The sequence below is a fragment of the Thalassoglobus polymorphus genome (assembly GCF_007744255.1).
GTDB classification, from domain to species: domain Bacteria; phylum Planctomycetota; class Planctomycetia; order Planctomycetales; family Planctomycetaceae; genus Thalassoglobus; species Thalassoglobus polymorphus.
Window position 1 is genome coordinate 2663543 of record NZ_CP036267.1, and the last position, 19213, is coordinate 2682755.

At 50.6% G+C, this 19213-nt stretch carries 12 protein-coding genes; 9 read left to right on the forward strand and 3 right to left on the reverse strand.

From position 1 onward, the window contains the following. Positions 1-120: 120 nt before the first annotated feature. From Mal48_RS09645 to Mal48_RS09655, 3 genes are all read right to left on the reverse strand, one after another. Complete coding sequence (locus Mal48_RS09645) at positions 121-2145, reverse strand: PTS sugar transporter subunit IIA (RefSeq protein ID WP_145198411.1); 2025 nt, start codon at positions 2143-2145, stop codon at positions 121-123. Positions 2146-2370: 225 nt separating this feature from the next. Further along, positions 2371-4050: a GspE/PulE family protein gene (locus Mal48_RS09650; protein ID WP_145198413.1), complete on the reverse strand. Its 1680-nt coding sequence runs from the start codon at positions 4048-4050 to the stop codon at positions 2371-2373. 350 nt (positions 4051-4400) lie between these two features. Next, the gene (locus Mal48_RS09655; protein ID WP_145198415.1) at positions 4401-8204 is read right to left on the reverse strand and encodes a secretin N-terminal domain-containing protein; all 3804 of its coding nucleotides are present in this window, start codon (positions 8202-8204) and stop codon (positions 4401-4403) included. Positions 8205-8629: 425 nt separating this feature from the next. Here Mal48_RS09655 and Mal48_RS09660 point away from each other — a divergent pair, with 425 nt between their 5' ends. The 9 genes from Mal48_RS09660 to Mal48_RS09700 all read left to right on the forward strand — a co-directional run bounded on the left by Mal48_RS09660 (position 8630) and on the right by Mal48_RS09700 (position 19194). Beyond that, positions 8630-9667, forward strand: coding sequence for an EF-hand domain-containing protein (locus tag Mal48_RS09660; protein ID WP_231739972.1), 1038 nt, complete (start codon positions 8630-8632; stop codon positions 9665-9667). A gap of 225 nt (positions 9668-9892) precedes the next feature. Beyond that, positions 9893-11101 carry a type II secretion system F family protein gene (locus Mal48_RS09665; RefSeq protein WP_145198419.1) on the forward strand — a complete coding sequence of 403 codons (1209 nt, stop codon included), beginning with the start codon at positions 9893-9895 and terminating at the stop codon, positions 11099-11101. A 226-nt stretch (positions 11102-11327) separates the two neighbouring features. Then, a complete protein-coding gene (locus Mal48_RS09670) occupies positions 11328-11777 on the forward strand; it encodes a type II secretion system protein GspG (RefSeq protein ID WP_145198421.1) in 450 nt (149 codons plus the stop codon). A 27-nt stretch (positions 11778-11804) separates the two neighbouring features. Then, on the forward strand, positions 11805-12473 hold the full coding sequence (locus Mal48_RS09675; RefSeq protein ID WP_145198422.1) for a pilus assembly FimT family protein: 669 nt from the start codon (positions 11805-11807) through the stop codon (positions 12471-12473). Next, the gene (locus tag Mal48_RS09680) at positions 12457-12993 is read left to right on the forward strand and encodes a hypothetical protein (RefSeq protein WP_145198424.1); all 537 of its coding nucleotides are present in this window, start codon (positions 12457-12459) and stop codon (positions 12991-12993) included. Before Mal48_RS09675 ends, Mal48_RS09680 begins: the two co-directional genes overlap by 17 nt. After that, positions 12990-13922 carry a prepilin-type N-terminal cleavage/methylation domain-containing protein gene (locus tag Mal48_RS09685; RefSeq protein ID WP_145198426.1) on the forward strand — a complete coding sequence of 311 codons (933 nt, stop codon included), beginning with the start codon at positions 12990-12992 and terminating at the stop codon, positions 13920-13922. Before Mal48_RS09680 ends, Mal48_RS09685 begins: the two co-directional genes overlap by 4 nt. A 4-nt stretch (positions 13923-13926) precedes the next feature. Next, positions 13927-15621, forward strand: coding sequence for a type II secretion system protein GspK (locus Mal48_RS09690; protein ID WP_145198428.1), 1695 nt, complete (start codon positions 13927-13929; stop codon positions 15619-15621). 95 nt (positions 15622-15716) lie between these two features. Then, positions 15717-17198, forward strand: a complete 1482-nt coding sequence (locus tag Mal48_RS09695; RefSeq protein WP_145198430.1) for a type IV pilus biogenesis protein PilM — start codon at positions 15717-15719, stop codon at positions 17196-17198. A gap of 52 nt (positions 17199-17250) precedes the next feature. Further along, on the forward strand, positions 17251-19194 hold the full coding sequence (locus Mal48_RS09700; protein ID WP_145198432.1) for a cadherin repeat domain-containing protein: 1944 nt from the start codon (positions 17251-17253) through the stop codon (positions 19192-19194). Positions 19195-19213 lie beyond the last annotated feature (19 nt).

A 19213-nucleotide genomic window follows, 5' to 3' on the forward strand; every position in this document is an offset into this window, starting at 1 on the left:
CTGGTCAGTCTCAGACAGGAAGGCTCACAAGGTCCGTCGGTGGGGTAGATAGTATAAACGGTAAATGAGAGGGATGCGATGAAGAAATTCCATTTCCGTCAGTCTTAACTTAGTCTTCATTCAGTCTTCCGGGACTGAGTCAGCATCGAGAACTGCGAGGTATGGCTGTCGAAAAAAATATGAAAGGCTGAATCGTAATGGAACAAGCAGCGCCAGGAATAACGGAAACAGTAACCCGAGCGAGCTCTCTTTCACCGTCCACAACACAATTAGACAGACCAGTTGAATGGCTGTGTATGCGTGAACGCTCCATAACGGAACGCGGCGAATGAAGTGTGTCGCGGGGTACAACGATGGTTCCATCAGCCATAAGCTAATCCGTTCGAAGAACTGATTTCCTCGAATGGAGACGAAACCCATGAACAGAAAGAGACCGTATAAGACCGCCATCGGAACAGTTTTCAGTAACGGCAGTAACAGCAGCGACGCACCGATCAGCAAGTGGATTGCCAAACCGGTGACACGGGTCTCACGAACTCTCAGGATGCGATCTCTCCGGTCTCCGCTTCTGGTGACGACTTCTTCTGTTGTCGCAAGGCTGCGGACATGATTGAGTGAGCGAACCGTCGCAGCGACAACCCACGGTAAGCCAAACATGGAACATAATCCGACCATGCCACCGACGAGCGCTAAGTCCAGGTGGTACCCGCCTCCTTTCTTCAGCTGATGGTCAGCACAATTCACTAACCGGGCAGTGATATTCTGGTCGACGTAAATCAGAATCGCAGCTAATACCGCAGGAGCCAACGCAGCCCAGCGAACCCACACTGGAGCTGCAAAGGGATCGACGAACCACGCCCGTCCCGAAGTTGTTCCGAGCTGGTCTGGGGCAGGCAACACGGGGAGGTCGACTTCATGCAATCGAAAGGCTACGAGTGTCATCACTGCCAGTGCGATCGTGGGCCCGAAGTCTGCAAGAAACTCTCTCATCCAGGGAAGCATGTAACGGCTGCGACGCGACCCTTGAAGTGTGATCGCAATGTAAAACGTACCGAGAGCCAGAAGGAGTGAAAGCAAAGCAGTATCATGATGTTGATGGGCATCAAGATCCTTGAAGATGATGATCAACGCTTTGATGGCATTGTAAATGTATATGACTGAAATGAGCGCGGAGAAAATCTCATTCGTAAAGCGGGTGAAGTACCGCATTAAAAAGCTGGCGTCGATCACTGCCAGAAGAATCGTCATCAATGCCGTCCAGATTCCGACCCAGGCATACGCGGGCAGAAAATCAATTTGCATGTCGCGGCATAAGTTGTAGAGAATCGCCGTGAAGACCAGAAGTGGACCGGTTCCCCCTAAAATATTGAGAGGTTGAGCCGAAAAGAGAGCATAAATCACCCCGCACATTGCAGTCGCCACGATCATCTCGACGGCACCAATGTCGCCATTTGTTTCGATGGACATCACCCCGCCAAAAGTGACGGTGGGAGCAAGGCAAGCAAAAAAGAGGAACAGTGTTGACGCAACAGCTTTGGGGTGCAGGCCGTCGGTAAAGTCGCTCCAATAATTGGGGAGTCGACGTTTCACATCCTGAATCAGTCCGCCAGGGATTTTTCCAGTGTATTCGAGTCCGTCATCTTTGTTTGACGTTGCGATTGGCAGAGACGGTTTCGAACGTTGGACGGCTCTTTCAAAAGCGTAGAGCAAAGATTGATACTCTTTCGCTTCGCCCAGGTCGTATCGAAATTCATCATCCGACATCAGTCTGGCGATGAGTGCCAGAGTGTCCAGGTGCCCGGGGATTGCAGATGTTGGCCCGAGCAGGAAGAAAAGATATCGAGTAGCAATTCGGTCGGGAGCACCCATGTTGAGTGGGTGCTTGAGGCGTACGAAGACCACGATTTGCTCGATCATCGAATCGAGATAGCAGTGTGGAACTCCGACTGCATGACCGATGGCTGTCGATGAAGCCTCTTCTCGGTGACTGAGTTCAGAGACGATCTCGTCATACGCCCCCGGAGCAACCATCTTCTGGTCCACCAAGTGCTGAACCGTTTGCTCAAATACAGAGTCAATGCTCGTTGCGTCCAGATCCAAAAGGCAGGCATCTGCATTCGAGAACGTTTTTTGAAGCACTCTCATTCGCAGTGGCCTGATACGGTACTGTCGGGCAATTGGGGAATCCGGAGGATCAGAACCGTAACGAAATCAAAACGATTTGACAAATTCTATAGCTTTTTTTTCGAAATAGACTCCATGTTCACTCTTGTGGCTAGCAACCGACGAAACCATCGCTCTGGCAATACCTGTACGTGGGCTTGAAATCCCTGCGAATCAAAACGGTCTTAGAGGCATTGTTAGCGAATCTTAATGTTCGCCTCTTGTGATACGAATGACTTCATCGATTGTGGTGCTGCCATCGATCATCCGTTGATAGCCAGATTGGCGGAGTGTAAGCATGCCGTGGGCCAGGCCATAGTCTCGGATAACGCCAGCGCTGACACCATCAATACACAATTTTTTAATCTCTGGATCGTTGCGGAGAAGTTCATACACTCCCATCCGTCCGGTGTATCCGATGTCGCGGCAGTCTCTGCACCCAACTGGCTTGTAAAGCGTTTCAATATTCGGCTCAGGAAAGTCAGGAGGGAGGTCGTTTGGATCAGGTCTATATGCCACTTTGCATCGCTCACACAATTTTCGCACGAGTCGTTGGGCAAGAATTCCTTCGACGGTACTCGCTACCAGATACGGTTCAACACCCATATCAACGAGCCGAGTAAAAGCACTTGGAGCGTCATTTGTGTGGAGCGTACTGAAAACCAAGTGACCAGTCAGTGACGCCTGAATCGCGCTTGTGGCGGTTTCACCGTCTCGAATTTCACCAATGAGGACCACATCGGGGTCGTGACGGAGGATACTTCGCAGGCCGGCAGCAAACGTAAGTCCAATTTTGGAGTGGACCTGAATTTGGCTGATACCGTTGAGGTGATACTCCACAGGATCTTCTACCGTGATAATCTTTGTCGCTGGGCTTTTGATTTCGTTAAGCCCACTGTAAAGCGTGGTCGTTTTTCCGCTTCCAGTTGGGCCAGTAACTAGAACAATTCCGTGCGGCATTGAGATGAGATCGGTGAATTCCTCATAGACATTTTGAGGCATACCAACGCCGCGCAGGTTGAAGACCATACGCTGTTTGTCGAGTAGACGCATGACGATGCCTTCACCATGAAGCATCGGGATGATAGAAACACGAACGTCGATTTCGCGCCCCTGCACCCGCATGTTAATGCGACCGTCTTGAGGGAGTCGCTTTTCTGCGATGTTCAACCGTGACATGATCTTCAAACGCGTCACGATCGCAGATGCAAAGTGATTGATTTCCGGAGGGACAGGTTCAATTCGTAAAATCCCATCGACACGAAAGCGGATGACAAGTCCGTTTTCCTGAGGTTCGAGATGAACATCACTCGCACGCTGTTCAAGGGCTTCGACAAGCAGTTCGTTGACAAGACGAATGACCGAAGGAGCCTGAGCTGATTCGGCGAGTTCTCCCATTCCTTCGGGGATTGCTTCGAGTAAATCAATCTCGTCTTCTGCCCGCTGCGCGACCATCTGATTGATCGTATCGCCGCCGACACCGAGATTACGTTTGATTAAGTCAAGGATTTCGTCGCGACACGCCAGAACCGGCTCGATGCGACAGCCTCCAAGCGTGCTCAGTTCATCAATCGATTCAAGGTTGAATGGATCGCTGATCGCAACTTGAACATGTCCGTTTTGGCGAGCGAGTGGAATCGCCTCATGTCGGAAAATTGCAGTTGTTGGAAACTTGTCGAGCAACTCGCGGTCGAGCTCGAATTCTTTCAGGTTTTTGAATTCCATCCCCAACTCGGCGGCGAAGAGTTGGAGAGTCTCGTCTTCGCGAATCACTCCCATTTCGATCAATGCACGATCGATCCGTTTTCCGGATTTCTCTTCGCGGGCCATTTCGAGCTGTTGCTCGTTAACCAAAGCGCGTTCCAGAAGTAGCGAACCAATATTCATGTTGGCAGAGTCGAGTGTTGAAGGACCAGGGTCAAGGAAATTCTACGTCAGAATACTCATCGTATGAGGAAGAATTTCGTGTTTTCGTTCGTCGATTCGAATCATCTGTCAAGGGGGATCGAATCTTGAGTCAGGCTGATGACCAGTTGTTCAACAACCACAATATCAAACTTTGCTCATTGAGTGGGACACTCGCGAGCCTGCTCAAAGTCTTAAAGCATGCGTTTTGAGCTCATCGGGAGAGCCTCAAGTATGATGAAATCACGAGTCCCCGTGAAGATCACTTTAGTGATCTCGTCGACTGCCGGGTGACAGGACGTCACGTCAAGCATATTCTGGATTGGCTGGTATTAACGACCACCTGTGCGGCCACCACCGGTTCGTCCTCCACCACCTTGCCGACCGCCGCCTCCGAATGGACTGGTTCCGCCACCACGTGTACGCCCCGTCGCTCCGGGTCCACCTGTGCTCGGGCGGTTACCTCCTCCACCTCCCTGCATACGTTCGCGCATCCGTTGTTCCATAAATTGGCGGATGCGATCTTGGTCTGAATTGTTCTCTGATGTGCTACTTGATCTTGACTGGTTACTTGAATTGTTGGAGGAGTTCCGGCTGCCGGTGCTGCTCACATTGACACGCGGCATGAGCGTCCCCAAGGCGTTCTGAATCATGGATGAATTCGTATTGTTCAATGGAACCACGACGACAGTTCTCCGAGCTTCCTTGGCTGAATTGTCAATGGTCTGAACGAGAGTTTCAACTTCTCGGAACAGCGCTTCGTCCGCCCAGACTGCCAGTTGATTCGTGTTTGAATCGACACTGACAGCCATTTTAATAAGTGAAGCAGGAGAGTCGCCATCTTTCCCGCCTCGTCCGCCACCCATCATGGCAGCCAATGGATTACCCCGACCTTGTTGTTGCTGTGGAGGGTCGATGTAAACCTTGTAGGTCTCTTTGACGATTTGCAGAACCTCCTTGGCATCGGCATGTTCGACTGGAATCAGGCGGGTCACTTTGTCACGCATTGAATCGGGCCACTCATTCGCGTCCAAAACTCGTAACATCTCTTCAACTTCCTTCACCTGACCGGCAGGACCAGAAACGAATAATGCGTTTAATCGTGTGTCCGGAATGATTCGAAGCGATTGCCCCGCAGCAGCGATTGAACTCAGACCGGTCATCTCTGCGAGACCACTTCCGAGTGAGGATGCTGCTCCCGAGAATGACCCGAGCATTCCGCCTGCAGAAGTTGATGAACTCACATTACTGTAAGGAAGAAGCTGTTCCAGCATGAGGGATGCTTCCGTTGCGTCAGCGGTTTGCAAGGTGAAGACAGTCCAGGAGGTCCGCGGCGGGATGACCTGCAATGTCGATTCCAGTAATTCCTCGAGCTCGTTGAGTGCTTCCGGATCGGACGAATAGAGCATTAACTCGTCACCGAGTACGGTGACATTAATATCAGAGGATGGAGTTTTCGCTGAATCCGTTGGTGTCCGCGGTTTCTCTTGATTGCGAGTTGCCGGTTCTGGAGAGGCAGGCTCGGTCTCAGGTGCTGTTTCAGACTCGCTTGCCTTTGGCGGAGCCGATTGATTGATGTAAGTCCTCAACAGGTCCAATAATTCTTTGTCGGTGTATTGAACAGGATTCGCTGATTCTGTTTGCTCAGCTGGTTCTCCGGCAGAATCTTCACTTTCGGCTGCCTGTGAATCGTCCCCAGTCGCCTGAGCCAGGACTGTTGTTTGACTGGCTGCGAGCACGGGTAAACTTCGATGTTTTGAAGTTTCCTTTGTGGAGGAATCGTTCGATTGCACCGAGTTTGGTGAGTTTTTGTCGAGTCGAATTTGCTGAGTACTCGCTGGTGGAGCAGCAGGTTCTGGTTGCCGAACCGATTGCCCCTCAGCTGGTGATTTAATGTCTCTTACTGGACCACGTTCGCCGGGATTGACGACTCTGATCGGTGAAGAAGATCGCTGATTCCACATTCGCTGAATTAACGGGAGAATTTCTTCTGGGTCACGTCCACTCAATGGGAAAGTTCTCATCCTGCTTTCACTGGAACGGTCACGTTGTCCGGTTCCATCTTCTCCGAGTTGAGCAAGAAGCTCTTTCACTTGAAGAACCTGAGCCGTGTCGCCTCGCACCATGAGTTGCCGTCCATAAACGTCTGGCTCAATGGTTGGGGCAAGATCACCATCTTTCATGAACATGGCTCGGACAGTTGTCGATGCCATGATTGGGTCCATCTTCGAGAGCGGGATGACAGTCATCTGCTGTGAACTGCTTCCGGCTCCGTCCATCTCACTGATGAGCGAAGCGACTTGCACATGTTTGTCGTTCGTCGCGAGAATGTGAATCTTTCCGTTTCGGGCATCTTCATTAATGACAACACCCGGCATCAGGGCGGTAATTGTCTTCGTCACCTCCATCGAGTTGGCAGATGTGACCGTGTAGACTCTCAAAAACGGTTTGTTCCCTTCAGACGAGAATGTGCTCGGCTCACCTTCCACGTCGATGGTTTCCAGAGCTTGTTCGACGAGTTGATGCATCTTGACGGTTGCAGAGATCAGCAATTTGTTGGTTCGCTCGTCCGCAGCAATTGTGATTCCAGTCCCGGAAGTGGAACTAGAACTTGAGCGTCTTGAGGAAGCGGCACTGACGTTTGTAACGCCAGAACTGAGCCCCAGTACACTTCGGAGCAATGTTTCTGCATCGGCAGCTGGAATGTTTTTAATGATGTACGGTTTGAAGCTTAAGTCATCCGGGCCGGGACGATTCGTGATATCTTTCAACATCAGATCGATCCGTCGCAAGTTGCTTCCAATATCGGTGACCAGGACAGAGTTGGAACTACCGAGCGCAACGACCTTCCCTTGAGGTCCTTTAACTTCATTCACCTCGGCGGCGATTTGCCCGGCGTCTACTCCTTCCAGTGGAAAGACGACAGTCAGCAGTTCGTTTTTGCCTCGGCTCGCCAACTCATCAGGAGCCACGTTGGGAATCAGATTCGGTGGAATCGGATCGTCGATGTTCAGACAAACCAGGAAGTCATCTCGATGAACCAGCACGAAACCTTTGGGGAGCAGGTAACCGTTGATGACATCGAGGGCATCTTTCGGGCTATACATTTTCTGGTCGTAGTAACTGAACGTTCCAGGTGGGACGTCAAGCAGGTCGAGTGAAAGACCAGACTCACGTGCGAAGAGTCGCAGCACTTCTGTCCATGGGGCATAGCGGAAGTTGAAGGAGAGCTGAACGTTCTCCCGATCCGCTTTTGTCGTGTTGTCGTCTTCATCCCGCTTTTCTCCGAACGACAGAACGGCTTCAGCACCCTCCGGGACTTGTTCAACCATTACTGGTCGCTCACGACGTGGTGGCGGCTGACCTCCTGAACCTTGACCACGTGATTGACCCGCATCTGCAGGAGGAGGTCCGATTCGCTGCTGCCATTTCTGTTTTTGCTCGTCGGTGAGGACCGCCATGGTGGCTTGTTCAAATTCTTCGTTGAGTTTATTCCGATCTTCTTCAGAGGAACCAAATCCGAGTGCACGAAACTTCTCGCTTCGTGATTCCTGGAGCTCTTCCAGTTTTTTCTTCTGGTCGTCAGAGAGTCCAAGTTCGGTCTGCACCTCTTCTCTTCCAAACGCGCGTAACCCCTCGCGGTGCAATCGGATTTGATCGAGTCGTTTGAACTGTTCTTCCGACAGGACAGATTTCATTTGAGTTTCAGATTGCTTGCGAGCCTCTTCCATTTTTGCTCGCAATTCGTTGCGAACTTTTTCACGTTCTTCATTTGAACTGGCAGATTGCATCCGACCAAAGATGTCCCCGAATTGCTCCCGGGAATTCCCCATCGACTCGCCGATCTCTTCCAGCTTCTTCATTTGCTCGTCAGTGATATTTACTTCACTCCGAGTCGATTCGTTTCCAAGCTCTCCAAGGAGCCCTCCACCGCGTCGGCCGGAGAATCCACCTCGTCCTCCTGGACCGCCCGGTCTGCCACCTGGACCACCGCGCATGCTGCCGCGATCGCCTCCACGGTCACCACCACGGTCGCGGCGCTCTCCCTCTTGCTGGCCTGGCAAAGAGGCTGGAATGGAAACAACTATTACAAGCCCGAGCAAAAATGCTGTGACGGCTTTAACGATTGGACTCATCGAGATGCTCCGGAGAACAGGGAGTTGCAGTCTCACTTGTAAGACTACAGGTGTTAACTGTTGTCAGGTAAGAGCTTACGGGAATTAGTCTTGGTGGGTTACAACAGTCAGTGAATATGGAAAGTTGAGTCGCATCGGTCGTGGCTGATGTTCATTGGAAGTGTTTTTCCAAGGATTCCAGAGAAGACCGGTCCGATTCTTCAATTCTGGTGTTGATATAGTATTGGTTCGTTCTGGGTGCTTATTGATCATACCTGCCCAGCTTTCATCACGTTTCATATTTAGAAACGCAAACAGAACTGTAGGAATCACTGTGATTCTCTGAAAACGAACACTTATTCAAGTTCTGTTAGAACTAAAAACCCCACAAATTCAATTTCGGACCGCGCGCCATGTTGAAAACTATGAATTTTCAGAAGTTCGGAATGTTCTTGTTGTTATGGCTTCTTTCGGCATCCTGTGTGCTAGGGGTGCTGGTCGACGAAGCTGCAGCTCAGAGGTCTGGCGATAGATCACGCGGGAGAACTTCAGACCGTGATGGTGGTCGCGAAGGTGGCCGTGATGGCAGTCGGGGCGGTGGTCGAGAGTCTCGTGGGGGGCAAGAACGGCGAGGTCCTTCGACTGAGCAGATTTTTGGATACCTTGATCGAGACAAGAATGGCCGCCTGGATCCTCAAGAGATCGAGAATTCTCGTGGCCCGTTCAAAGACATGCTTCAGCGCGCAGGTGTCGACTACAGCAGAGGACTGGATCAGCGAAATTTTGCCTCAGCGTATGAGAAAGTCCGCGAACAGCGCGAGCAAGAGTCCCGGAGTCGCCGTGACGGTGATGATGACAGCGGACGCCGCGAGGAGTACGAAAGAAGACGCAGAGAGTATGAGCAACGCAGAGAAGAAGAACGGAAGAAGGCGGATTCTGCCAAGCGAACTCCCACTTCTATCGCTTTTCGTGCAAAAGAGCGGGTGACTGTCGATATTCCTCAGCAATTTGTTGAAGGCGACGACGACGGCGATGGCCAAATTGGCTTCTATGAATGGAAAAAATGGAAGCGAGACGAAATTCATCTTTTTGCCGCTTATGACCGCAATGGAGATGGATTTCTGACACCACGCGAGCTCGAAAAAGGCCCTGTCGAGATTCCTGACGCTTCGACCGCAATAGCAGCCTCAACGACAATTTCCGGCACTCAACAGACCGGGGCGACTCCAAAAACAGCGACGACTAGCAAGGCTGAGACAGCGAAATCGGAGCAGCCCAGCGTTGATATGAATACAGCTGCTGCACGTCGAGGTGAATCAATGTTCCGGTTGCTGGATCGCAATAGAGATGGTCAGCTTGAAGAAGAGGAATGGGCGCGAGCACGAACGACGAAACCTTTATTTGAAAAGGCAGGGGTAGATCTTTCGAAACCGATGTCGAAAAATGATTTTCTCGCCAATTATGTTCGTCTTACAGAATCATAAATCGCGACCAGTCACTTGATGCCATACAATTCACTATGGACCTGTCGAACGAAGACGCTTCGTTTTGCCGGCGGGTTCAGATGACAAGGTGAACGGCTGGTCGGGATTGACGTTTTGTATCAGTTGTCCGTTCTCTGTCAGTAAAGTGAAACTTCAGTCAATAAATATGAGTATTGATTGAGAGTCTTTCCAACGATTCCATCCCTTTCGACATATTGCCTTTCCATGCCAGAATTTCAGTACAAAGCGAGAGAGTTGTCGGGACAGCAGGTCATCGGTCTTCTCACTGCAACGACTGAAAAAGAAGCGTTGGCAACACTCGCTGCCCAACAACTGTTTCCGCTTCAGGTTGACCTTGCAGAGTCCAGCAAGGCCGCAGCGAAACAAGTTAATCGACGTGTCCCGTCCAAGTACCTGACAGTTTTTTATTCTCAGTTGGCGGATCTGCTGAAGTCTGGTGTGCCGTTGTTGCGGTCGTTGGAACTTCTTTCGAAACAATCTTCACATTCTGCTCTCAAAGTTGTTGTTGCAGACGTAAGAGATCAGGTCGCTGAAGGTTCGCGACTCTATGACGCGATGAAATCGCACCCGAAGGCGTTCTCCCCTCTCATGGTCAGTATGGTCCATGCTGGTGAAGAAGGTGGGTTCATGGAGGATGTTCTCAAGCGAATCGCGGCGTTTACTGAACAGCAAGAAGAACTCAAAGGTCGCGTCATCGGAGCAATGGTGTATCCCGTCTTTCTATTGATGGTCGGGGGAGGTGTTGTCACAGTGATGTTGGCATGGCTGGTGCCAAAGTTTGATGGGCTCTTCGAGAATATGGCTGCCCGAGGAGAACTTCCCTGGGCGACGACGGCACTCATGGGAATGAGTGAAGCGACTCAGAAATACTGGGCGGTCGTGTTATTGGCTGCTGCTGGTGGAATCATTGGGTTGTTGAAATGGCTGAAAACGGAGGATGGTCGACGTAAGCTCGATGTGTTCCGTTTGCGGGCAGTCGGAATCGGTCGAATTGTCCGCAGCTTGGCCGTTGCCAGATTTTGTCGGGTCTTGGGAACGTTGTTGAAAAACGGTGTTCCTGTACTCACATCCTTAAAAATTGCCAAGGATGCGACGGCGAATGTGGTTCTGTCGGATGCCATTGATGTTGCAGCGTCGAACATTTCAGAGGGAAAATCATTAGCTGGCCCGTTGGCTGCCAGTAAGCAGTTTCCTGAAGAGATTGTAGAGATGATCGCAGTCGGCGAAGAAGCCAACAACCTGGAAAATGTTTTGATTGATATTTCAGAAAACCTGGAACGGCGAACAAGTCGCGAAATTGAGATGGTCGTCCGACTTCTGGAACCGATGCTACTGCTTTGTCTGGCTGCAGTTGTCCTTTTTGTTGTCATTGCACTCTTATTACCGATCCTTCAAAGCTCCAGCATTGTTTAATAAAATGAGGCTCAGTTACGAAACAAGTTTTTGAAGTCTGCTGAACGATTTGGAGAAGCGTTCTATCTCGTGAAAAGCAGTCAATGAGTTCATGATATAATGTCATGGAACCAACTGTCACGGGCACGACAAACATCATCTATGATCGAAGAATGATCCCCAAATATGACGTACCTCATCGGTGCGTTTAGAATACTAACGAAAAAACTATGAAGGAGACGGACCCATGCGAACACAACAATTCAATCAGAGACAACACAAAAGACGTCGACCTGGCGGTTTTACGCTGTTGGAAGTGTTGATCGTGCTCGCCATCATCGGTGTGATTGCAGCCATGGCTGTTCCACGACTGCTGGGACAACAGCAGTCTGCCAATGTCAAAGTCACAAAAACTGCGATCACGAACTTGGAGCAGGCTGCGAAGCTGTATGCCGTCGACAATCTCGGCGAACCGCCTGAGTCCATTGATGTGATGCTTTCCAAACGAGAAGACGGAACCGCTGCGGTTCTCGATAAAATTCCAACTGATGCTTGGAACAACCCACTCAACTACGAATATCCTAACTCACGTGCAGATACGGAATCGCCAGCGATCTGGTCGAACGGAAAGAACCGCAAGAATGACAACGGCTCTGGCGACGACATCAATAACTGGGACGACAAGCTGAACCAGTAACGATGGCTCACATTGAAATGAATCACCATGCACCAGCATCGAAGAGTTCAACCTGTTGACGACCTGCGCGGGCGCCGCTCCGCGTTTACGGTCCTTGAACTCATTCTGGTGCTGGCGGTCATTGTCGCGATTGCGGGCATCAGCTGGCCGCGCATGTCGGGTTTTTTAAAACGTGAAAGTGTGATGGGCAACGTTGAGCAGGTGAGGCAAGTTCTCGACCATGCTCGCGTGCAAGCGGTTGAAGATGGGATCACCTATCAATTTCGCTTCGAACCGAACGGACGAAAATACGTCCTTCTGCCTTACGATCTTCAGGTCCATACGGACGAACAAGCTTCCGCCAGCCAAACTCTTCAGGAAACGGGATCTGGCGGTATCAAGCAGGCGATCACACATGAACTGTCGGAAGACTGCCAGTTCTATATGCCGACCACTTTAATTTCTGATCAGCCGATGATTCTTGAACGGCTTCCGGAAGCGTGGTTGAACATGGTTCAGAACGGCGTCCAACATCGTGATGTGAGTTGGTCTGCCCCTATTCTCTTTTATGCTGACGGATCAGCCACCACAGGAGCGGTCACAGTCGTTGATGAGGACAAACGGTACATTTCAGTTTCAGTTCGCGGATTGACCGGAGCTGTTGTGACATCACGAATCTCACAATTACCGGAGCAGTTTGGTGGATCGTCGAACTAACATCACTTCTGAAGATGTCGAGGCGTCCTGCTGCAAAGGAGGAGTCTTTGCAACGAAGATTCTCTGCACTTCATGGAGACTCTCTCGATCGTGTCGTTCTACGCAAATTGATCGAGAGGATCGAAAAGGGATCACTCTCTTTGAAGTGGTTCTCGCACTCGCGATCTTCCTGGGAGCAACAGCTGTCATCGGTCAAGTGTTACAGAACGGGTCTCGTGCAGCCACACGAGCACAACTGACTGGTGATGCTGCAGTGCGTTGCGAGCGAAAAATGAACGAAGTCCTTTCCGGAGTTCTTCCACTCTCTGCGGAGAATCGAGCCCCATTCGAAGATAGCGCAGCCTGGGTTTGGACTGTCAATGTTCTTGACTCCGAGGTCATTGGTTTGTTGAAAGTCGAAGTGATCGTCGAGCATCTGAGTAGCCGTGGAGATGTCAACAATTCGTTTCAACTCACACGGCTAGTTCGCGATCCGCAAATTTATGAAGAAGCGGCCATCATCCCGGATGAGGAGTTATGATGTCCTTCGAAAAACAGACGAATACGAGACCAAGACTGCGGACGCAAAGCGGACCGGACGAAAAACGATGGAACCAGAACCGCGATGGGTTTTCCCTCGTTGAAGTACTGATCGCACTCGCACTGACTGTTCTACTTCTGAGCGCTGTCTATTCAGCGGTCGGGTTGCACTTACGCTTTCAAACCGCTGGTCGAGACCAAGTCAACAAGTCTCAACTGATGCGGGCTCTGATACGCAAGATGGACGAAGACTTCGGCAGTATCGTTCTTTATGTTGAGCAGGCCGACGAAGAAGAGCCCGACGAAAGTAGTGTTGAAAACCTTGAGCCGCTCGACGATGTTTCTGATACCGCACTCACCATTGGAGGGCTGGAGTCAGAGAGTGCTCCGATCACCTTTGGAGTGGTAGGTACTTCGGAGTTCGTTCATTTGTGCGTCAGCCGCCCACTGCGTGATCTCTCGTACGATAGCATTTACACTGAATCGCCTTCCTCAGGACGTTCGAACGATTTACTCACCGTCACTTATGGTTTGGCACCTGTTGATGTCAGTATGTTGATTGATCCCAGAAAACCCAAGTACGACGTCCGCGATGATTCAATGTTCGATGGTCGTCCTGAGACCGGATTTGGGCGGCGGAGTATTGATCTGTATGCCTTCGACTCAGCGACCGACTTTCTGGATTCAGAGCATGTGCTGGCTACGGAAATTTCGGAAGTTCAGTTCTCGTACTTCGACGGAACTGCCTGGCTCGCTTCTTGGGACAGCCGAGAGATCGGGGGGTTGCCGCGAGCTGTGAAAGTCACATTTGGGATTTGGCAGCAACCGGCGAAGACTTCTCAAAAGGGATATCAGTACTCTGGAACTGGTACAGTGTTTAATGTGGAACACGTGTTTCATATTCCGTTAGCAATTCCGTTGATGGAGTAATCTGATGTTGATTCGCTGTCCATCTGAAAACTGTTCACACCGATCAGCAAGTGCGTTGATTCTGGTGCTTGTTGTCATTGTGATGCTCACCTTGGGGGCATACACCTTTTCAGAGTTAATGATCACTGAATATCAGGCGTCCGATGCTTATGCTCGCCGGGTTCAATCGCAGATGTGGGCGGAGTCAGGAGTCGATTACGTTGCAATGTTGCTCACACCCGATGGTGGTGGATTCGACTCGGACCTGTACGACGATCCGGGACTGTTCCATATCGCTTTAGATCCCGGTGCCGGGTTTTCCATTGTCGCTCCGAGAGAGAGTGTCGACTCGTCCGGGATAGATTCTCAGGCATCGAGTGATGGCTTGCGTTTCGGACTGGTCGATGAGTGTGCCAAGTTGAACATTAACGTTCTGGCGAACTTCAATCCCGACGACAACACTGCCCGCAACATGTTAATGGAACTTCCTAACATGACCGAAGCCATCGCAGATTCGATTCTCGACTGGATTGATGCGGATGATGAACAACGTGAATACGGTGCCGAAGCTGACAGCTATTCGACCGTCTTCCCAAGAAATGGTCCAATTGACAGCCTCGAAGAACTGATGCTCGTCCTGGGAGTCGAGCCGGCGCTGATGTATGGTGAGGATGCCAATCGAAACGGAATTCTCGACCCGAATGAAAATGACGGAGAACTCTCACTTCCTGCGGACAATGAAGATGGAGTTCTCGATCTCGGCTGGGCTGCCTATTTGACGACTTACAGCGTTGAAGGGAATTACCGGCACTCCTACGACATGTTTCGTGAAGAACGTATCAACGTCAACGAACCGTTACTGACAGATCTCTACGACGCACTTCTGAATGAATTTGATGAAGAAACGGCACAGTTCGTAACGGCCTATCGACTCAATGGGCCGAATGAAGACTTGAGTGCTCTTGAAGATCTCGATTCTGGGGGCGCAACTGGATCAGGCGAAAACCCACTTAACGGTGTCGGGTCTGGATCAACGCGATCGACGGGAGATTTCGAGACAGACATGGAACTGGAGCAAGCGGCCAGTAGTATTGCCAAGAGTCTCTTTTCCGGAAGCGGTGGTTCAATCACACGTGGCGGCCTCGACCTCTCGGCAGGAGCGAGTACGGAGATTCGATCTCTGTACGACCTCATCGATGCCGAAGTCGATGTGGAGATTGACGGGACGATGACCACACTTGCAAGTCCCTGGTTAAGTGATCCGGGAGAACTTCAAGCGACGCTGCCGTTGTTGCTGGACTCATTGACTGTCTCTTCTGAGTCTGTCATCCGGGGGCGGATTAACATCAATCAGGCGCGCCCAGAAGTGATGCGGGGAATTCCAAACATGCCCATCGACCTGCCCGATGCCATTGTGGCTGCCCGAGCCCGTGCAAGTGGTTCTTCAACGACGCTCGATCAATACTCAACAACCGGTTGGCTACTGATTCAGGGGCTCGTCGATTTGCAAACGATGCGACAGTTAGATGGATTTTTGACAACGCGCGGTGATGTGTTTCGCATGCAAGTTGTCGGTCATGCCGATCGTGGCGGTCCGGTTACAAGAATTGAAGCGGTCGTTGATGCAACTCAGGAGATTCCCCGAGTGATCTTTCAGCGGACGCTCAATGAACTTGGTCCCGGTTATCGCTCAAATCAGCTGATTCCATTCGGAGAATAGCCCGAATTATGAAGTAGACTATTTATTGTCGACAAAACTTCCATTTCAATTGTGTTTCATTCCAAACGTCAACTCACCTGTAATCCCAAGCTATCATGTCACAGAAAATCATAGAATGGTCCATCGATGGGATTCGTGTTATCGAAGCAGATGCGTCTGGCAGAGTTGCTCAGTGCGGTTTCTGGGAAACATTCGAACATCACGACACCAGCTTCACGTCACAAGAGATTGGTCAGAAGCTTAAAGATTGGATGACCAGTGCCGGGATTTCTTCCGGTTCTGCAATTTTGGTCCTCCCCCGGGAAGCGGTCGTCGTACGTCAATTGCAATTGCCCAACGCACCTGAAGAAGAGATTCCTGACTTAGTCAAATTTCAGTCGGCAGCGAAGTCGTCATTGGCTATTGACGACCTTTCACTTGATTATCTACGAGTCGAATCGGGTGGTGAAGGGCTGGCAGTCCTCACGGCATCCATCGATCGCAAAAGATTGCAGCGAATGCAGCAGATAGCTTCTGCTGCCGGTTTCGAAGTTCAACACGCGACGATCACATCATTGACCGCTGGGCAATTCGCCAAAACATTTGGAGGAGCCAGTCTCGGCGCGGACCAACCAGAAATTATCGTCTTCCAACGTCAGTCACTCGTCGAATTATCGATCTACGATCGAGGCGCGTTGGTGTTCAGTCACTCGCTGGTACTTCCTGAAGAGAATAGATTGAAGCCACTTGAGAGTGGTTTGTCTCGGTTGACTGTCTCGCTGAATCAGACTCATCCCAATGTCAAAGTGAATCGATGTTATCTCCTCGGAACAACCGCTGACGCTGACGTTCGAGGACTGCTTGAAAAGCGTTTCCAAGACCATGTCACTCACGTTCAACTGCCTGAGTCTCTCGCTGGGGGACACGACACCGTTACATTCGAGACGCTCATTGGAGCTGCTCTGCCCGTTGCACAAGCCAATCTGAAGCTGGATTTACTGAACCCGCGCAAGAAAATTGAAAAGCCGGACCGAAAAAAATGGTACTGGATCGGTGGCTCTACTGCGGCTGCACTTTTATTGGCACTCACCTTTGGGATCTTCCTTTCCAAAAAGGGAGCTCTCGAACAGAGCATTGAAGCTCTCAACAGTTCCATCGCCGAAATTGACAAAGATCTCAACGCAGGTAAGCCACAGGATCAGGCTTTCAACAGCATCGAAGTCTGGATGCAAGGACAGAAAAATCCAATTGTCGCTTGGAATGAACTCCGCAGGCATATGCCTGGAACAGAGAAGCTTTACATGAGTGAGCTACGCCTTCAGCCGGTGAGTGATAAAGAGGTCGAAGCCCGGTTTACCGGTGTCGGCTTTGCGAAAGAGCGAAACGATGTCGATGACCTCTATCAAAAGCTCGCAGAAAATGGATTTCGTGTGACACCTCAAGCAACTTCAAACACCACACGAGACCCTGACTACCCCGTCCGTTTTGAGATCAACATCGATGTGCTTCGGCCCGCGACTTCGCCCAAGACTTCGGTAGAAAAGAAAACGAGATCAACAGCAGCGGCAGTGACCTCGGAAAGTTCCCCTCAATCCTGAGGCCAACTGACAGCTTCCTGAATTCGAATTCATATTTTATAGAGTGATTCTCATGCAACAGCGTGAAAAGTATCTGGCGATTGGACTTGGCAGCATTGTTGTCTTGTGGTTCGGCTTGCCTGTGTTTGAAAATAGTTTCTTGGAACCCATCAATAATTTGGTTTCAGAGGAAGAAGCACTTCAGGCCGAAGCGAATGAACGTTTTGATCAGCAAATCGAGCAGCGAAAGAGAGCGAAGCAACTTGCCGACTGGAGAAAGATCAGCCTCCCTCCCGATCCACTGGATGCACAGCGACTGTATGAAGAATGGGTTTCCAGTTTGGCAAAGCTTTCAGGATTTGAGGAGACGAAAGTCACTTTGGGACGTCGAAGCTCGCAGCAAGACGTGTTTGTGACAATTCCGGTGACGCTCGAAACGAAGGCGACTGCTCAGGAATTGGCCCAGTTTCTGGAACGTTTCGAATCGGTCGAACTTCTTCATCGAATTTCAACTTGTGATGTGATTAGCCCAGCGAGTGAAGGGAATCCGGATCTCCAGATCACCCTGACCGCTGAGGGACTATCAATGAAATCCGCGAAGCAGCGGACTCGACTTTTCCCTCAAATCAAATTGCAAACGGAACTCAAAGAAAATCAAACCGTGGTTGAGGTGGAAGATGCCACTGGTTTTCCAGAGAAGGCAAATTTTCGAGTTCGCATCGATGATGAATTTCTGAATGTCACGGCAATCGATGGAAACAAGTGGACCCTTCAACGGGGAGTTGCCTCCACATTTTCCAAAAGTCATTCGCCAGGCACGACACTCGAACTGTTCCCACTGCTCAGTGAAGTTGAAGCCGATTCAAACGCTGTCGAAGCAATGTGGAGCCAGAGTATCTTCACAAAACCTGCTCCACAGGCAAACTATGATCCGAAACTGGCAGCCACAACTGCTCCGCCAGCAATACGTGGCACCAAATGGGACTGGAAACTGAATGTCACCAGTTGGAACCCGGCTTTCGGCTCCCCCATGTACACTCTCATCGACAGTCCACAAGGTGTAGAAATTGATGAACGGACTGGAAATTTGTCTTGGAATGTTGAATCCGACATCGATCTTGGTCCGCGAGAACTTCAGGTTCTGGTCTACGGTTCTGCGAGTAAACAGGCAGGCTTCACTTCGACTGTCGACATGCGGGTTCGTGATCCCAACGAGCCGCCGGTCATTGATCAGACCGGGACACTCCGCTTCTTTCTGGGAAGAGCATCGAAAAAAACAATCGCAGCCGATGACCCAGATGGTGAAAATGGCAAGCTCAAATTTTCAATTGCCAACGCTCCAGAGGGAATGCAAATCGGTGAAAACGACGGCGTTCTCAGCTGGACCCCTGCCGAATCGCTGGAAGCACAAACATATGAAATTCAGGTCACTGTGACCGACTCAGATGAAGACTCGGAATCGGTCACAAAAACGATTCCAGTTTCTCTCGAAGAGGACTCCGCACGCTATACATTCCTGACAACGACCTTCAAACGTGTCTTTGGTGAGGGGCGCGAAGAATGGGAAGCGTATCTGTTTGATCGAGCTACGAACAAAACTACCATGTTGAGAAAGGGTGAAGAGGTCACCATCACTGATTTTGAAATGACAGTTCAAGGAATCGGTGATGATTTCGTTGAGGTCGCTCGGCCTGACGGAACGTACAGGATTGTCTTTGAGCGCCCTCTAGTTGAGATGGTGAAGCTTCCAGATTCAGCAGTCGAACCAGCGACTATTGAAGAATCAACAGAGGAAGCGGAGACAACAGATTCATCGAAAGATTCGAATGCTGCCCCACCAACTGCTCCGGTCAAAGAAAGCCCAGCAGAGTCCGATGCCAAAGAGCCTGTGGAGCCAGTCACTCCACAGGAAGAAAAAGTTGAGAACCCTGAAACTTCGGAAGCCGAATCGACACCGGAGCCAACGACTCCACTTGAAGCCCCGGGGCCTCCAAGTGCTGAGGATGGCGAGTCTTGAAGATCAGGTGAAGCGCGTT

Bases quoted from the DNA above. Each gene is read 5' to 3' on its own strand.
- Mal48_RS09645 (WP_145198411.1), bottom strand. From the start codon at position 2,145: ATGAGAGTGCTTCAAAAAACGTTCTCGAATGCAGATGCCTGCCTTTTG.
- Mal48_RS09650 (WP_145198413.1), bottom strand. From the start codon at position 4,050: ATGAATATTGGTTCGCTACTTCTGGAACGCGCTTTGGTTAACGAGCAA.
- Mal48_RS09655 (WP_145198415.1), bottom strand. From the start codon at position 8,204: ATGAGTCCAATCGTTAAAGCCGTCACAGCATTTTTGCTCGGGCTTGTA.
- Mal48_RS09660 (WP_231739972.1), top strand. From the start codon at position 8,630: ATGTTCTTGTTGTTATGGCTTCTTTCGGCATCCTGTGTGCTAGGGGTG.
- Mal48_RS09665 (WP_145198419.1), top strand. From the start codon at position 9,893: ATGCCAGAATTTCAGTACAAAGCGAGAGAGTTGTCGGGACAGCAGGTC.
- Mal48_RS09670 (WP_145198421.1), top strand. From the start codon at position 11,328: ATGCGAACACAACAATTCAATCAGAGACAACACAAAAGACGTCGACCT.
- Mal48_RS09675 (WP_145198422.1), top strand. From the start codon at position 11,805: ATGCACCAGCATCGAAGAGTTCAACCTGTTGACGACCTGCGCGGGCGC.
- Mal48_RS09685 (WP_145198426.1), top strand. From the start codon at position 12,990: ATGATGTCCTTCGAAAAACAGACGAATACGAGACCAAGACTGCGGACG.
- Mal48_RS09690 (WP_145198428.1), top strand. From the start codon at position 13,927: ATGTTGATTCGCTGTCCATCTGAAAACTGTTCACACCGATCAGCAAGT.
- Mal48_RS09695 (WP_145198430.1), top strand. From the start codon at position 15,717: ATGTCACAGAAAATCATAGAATGGTCCATCGATGGGATTCGTGTTATC.
- Mal48_RS09700 (WP_145198432.1), top strand. From the start codon at position 17,251: ATGCAACAGCGTGAAAAGTATCTGGCGATTGGACTTGGCAGCATTGTT.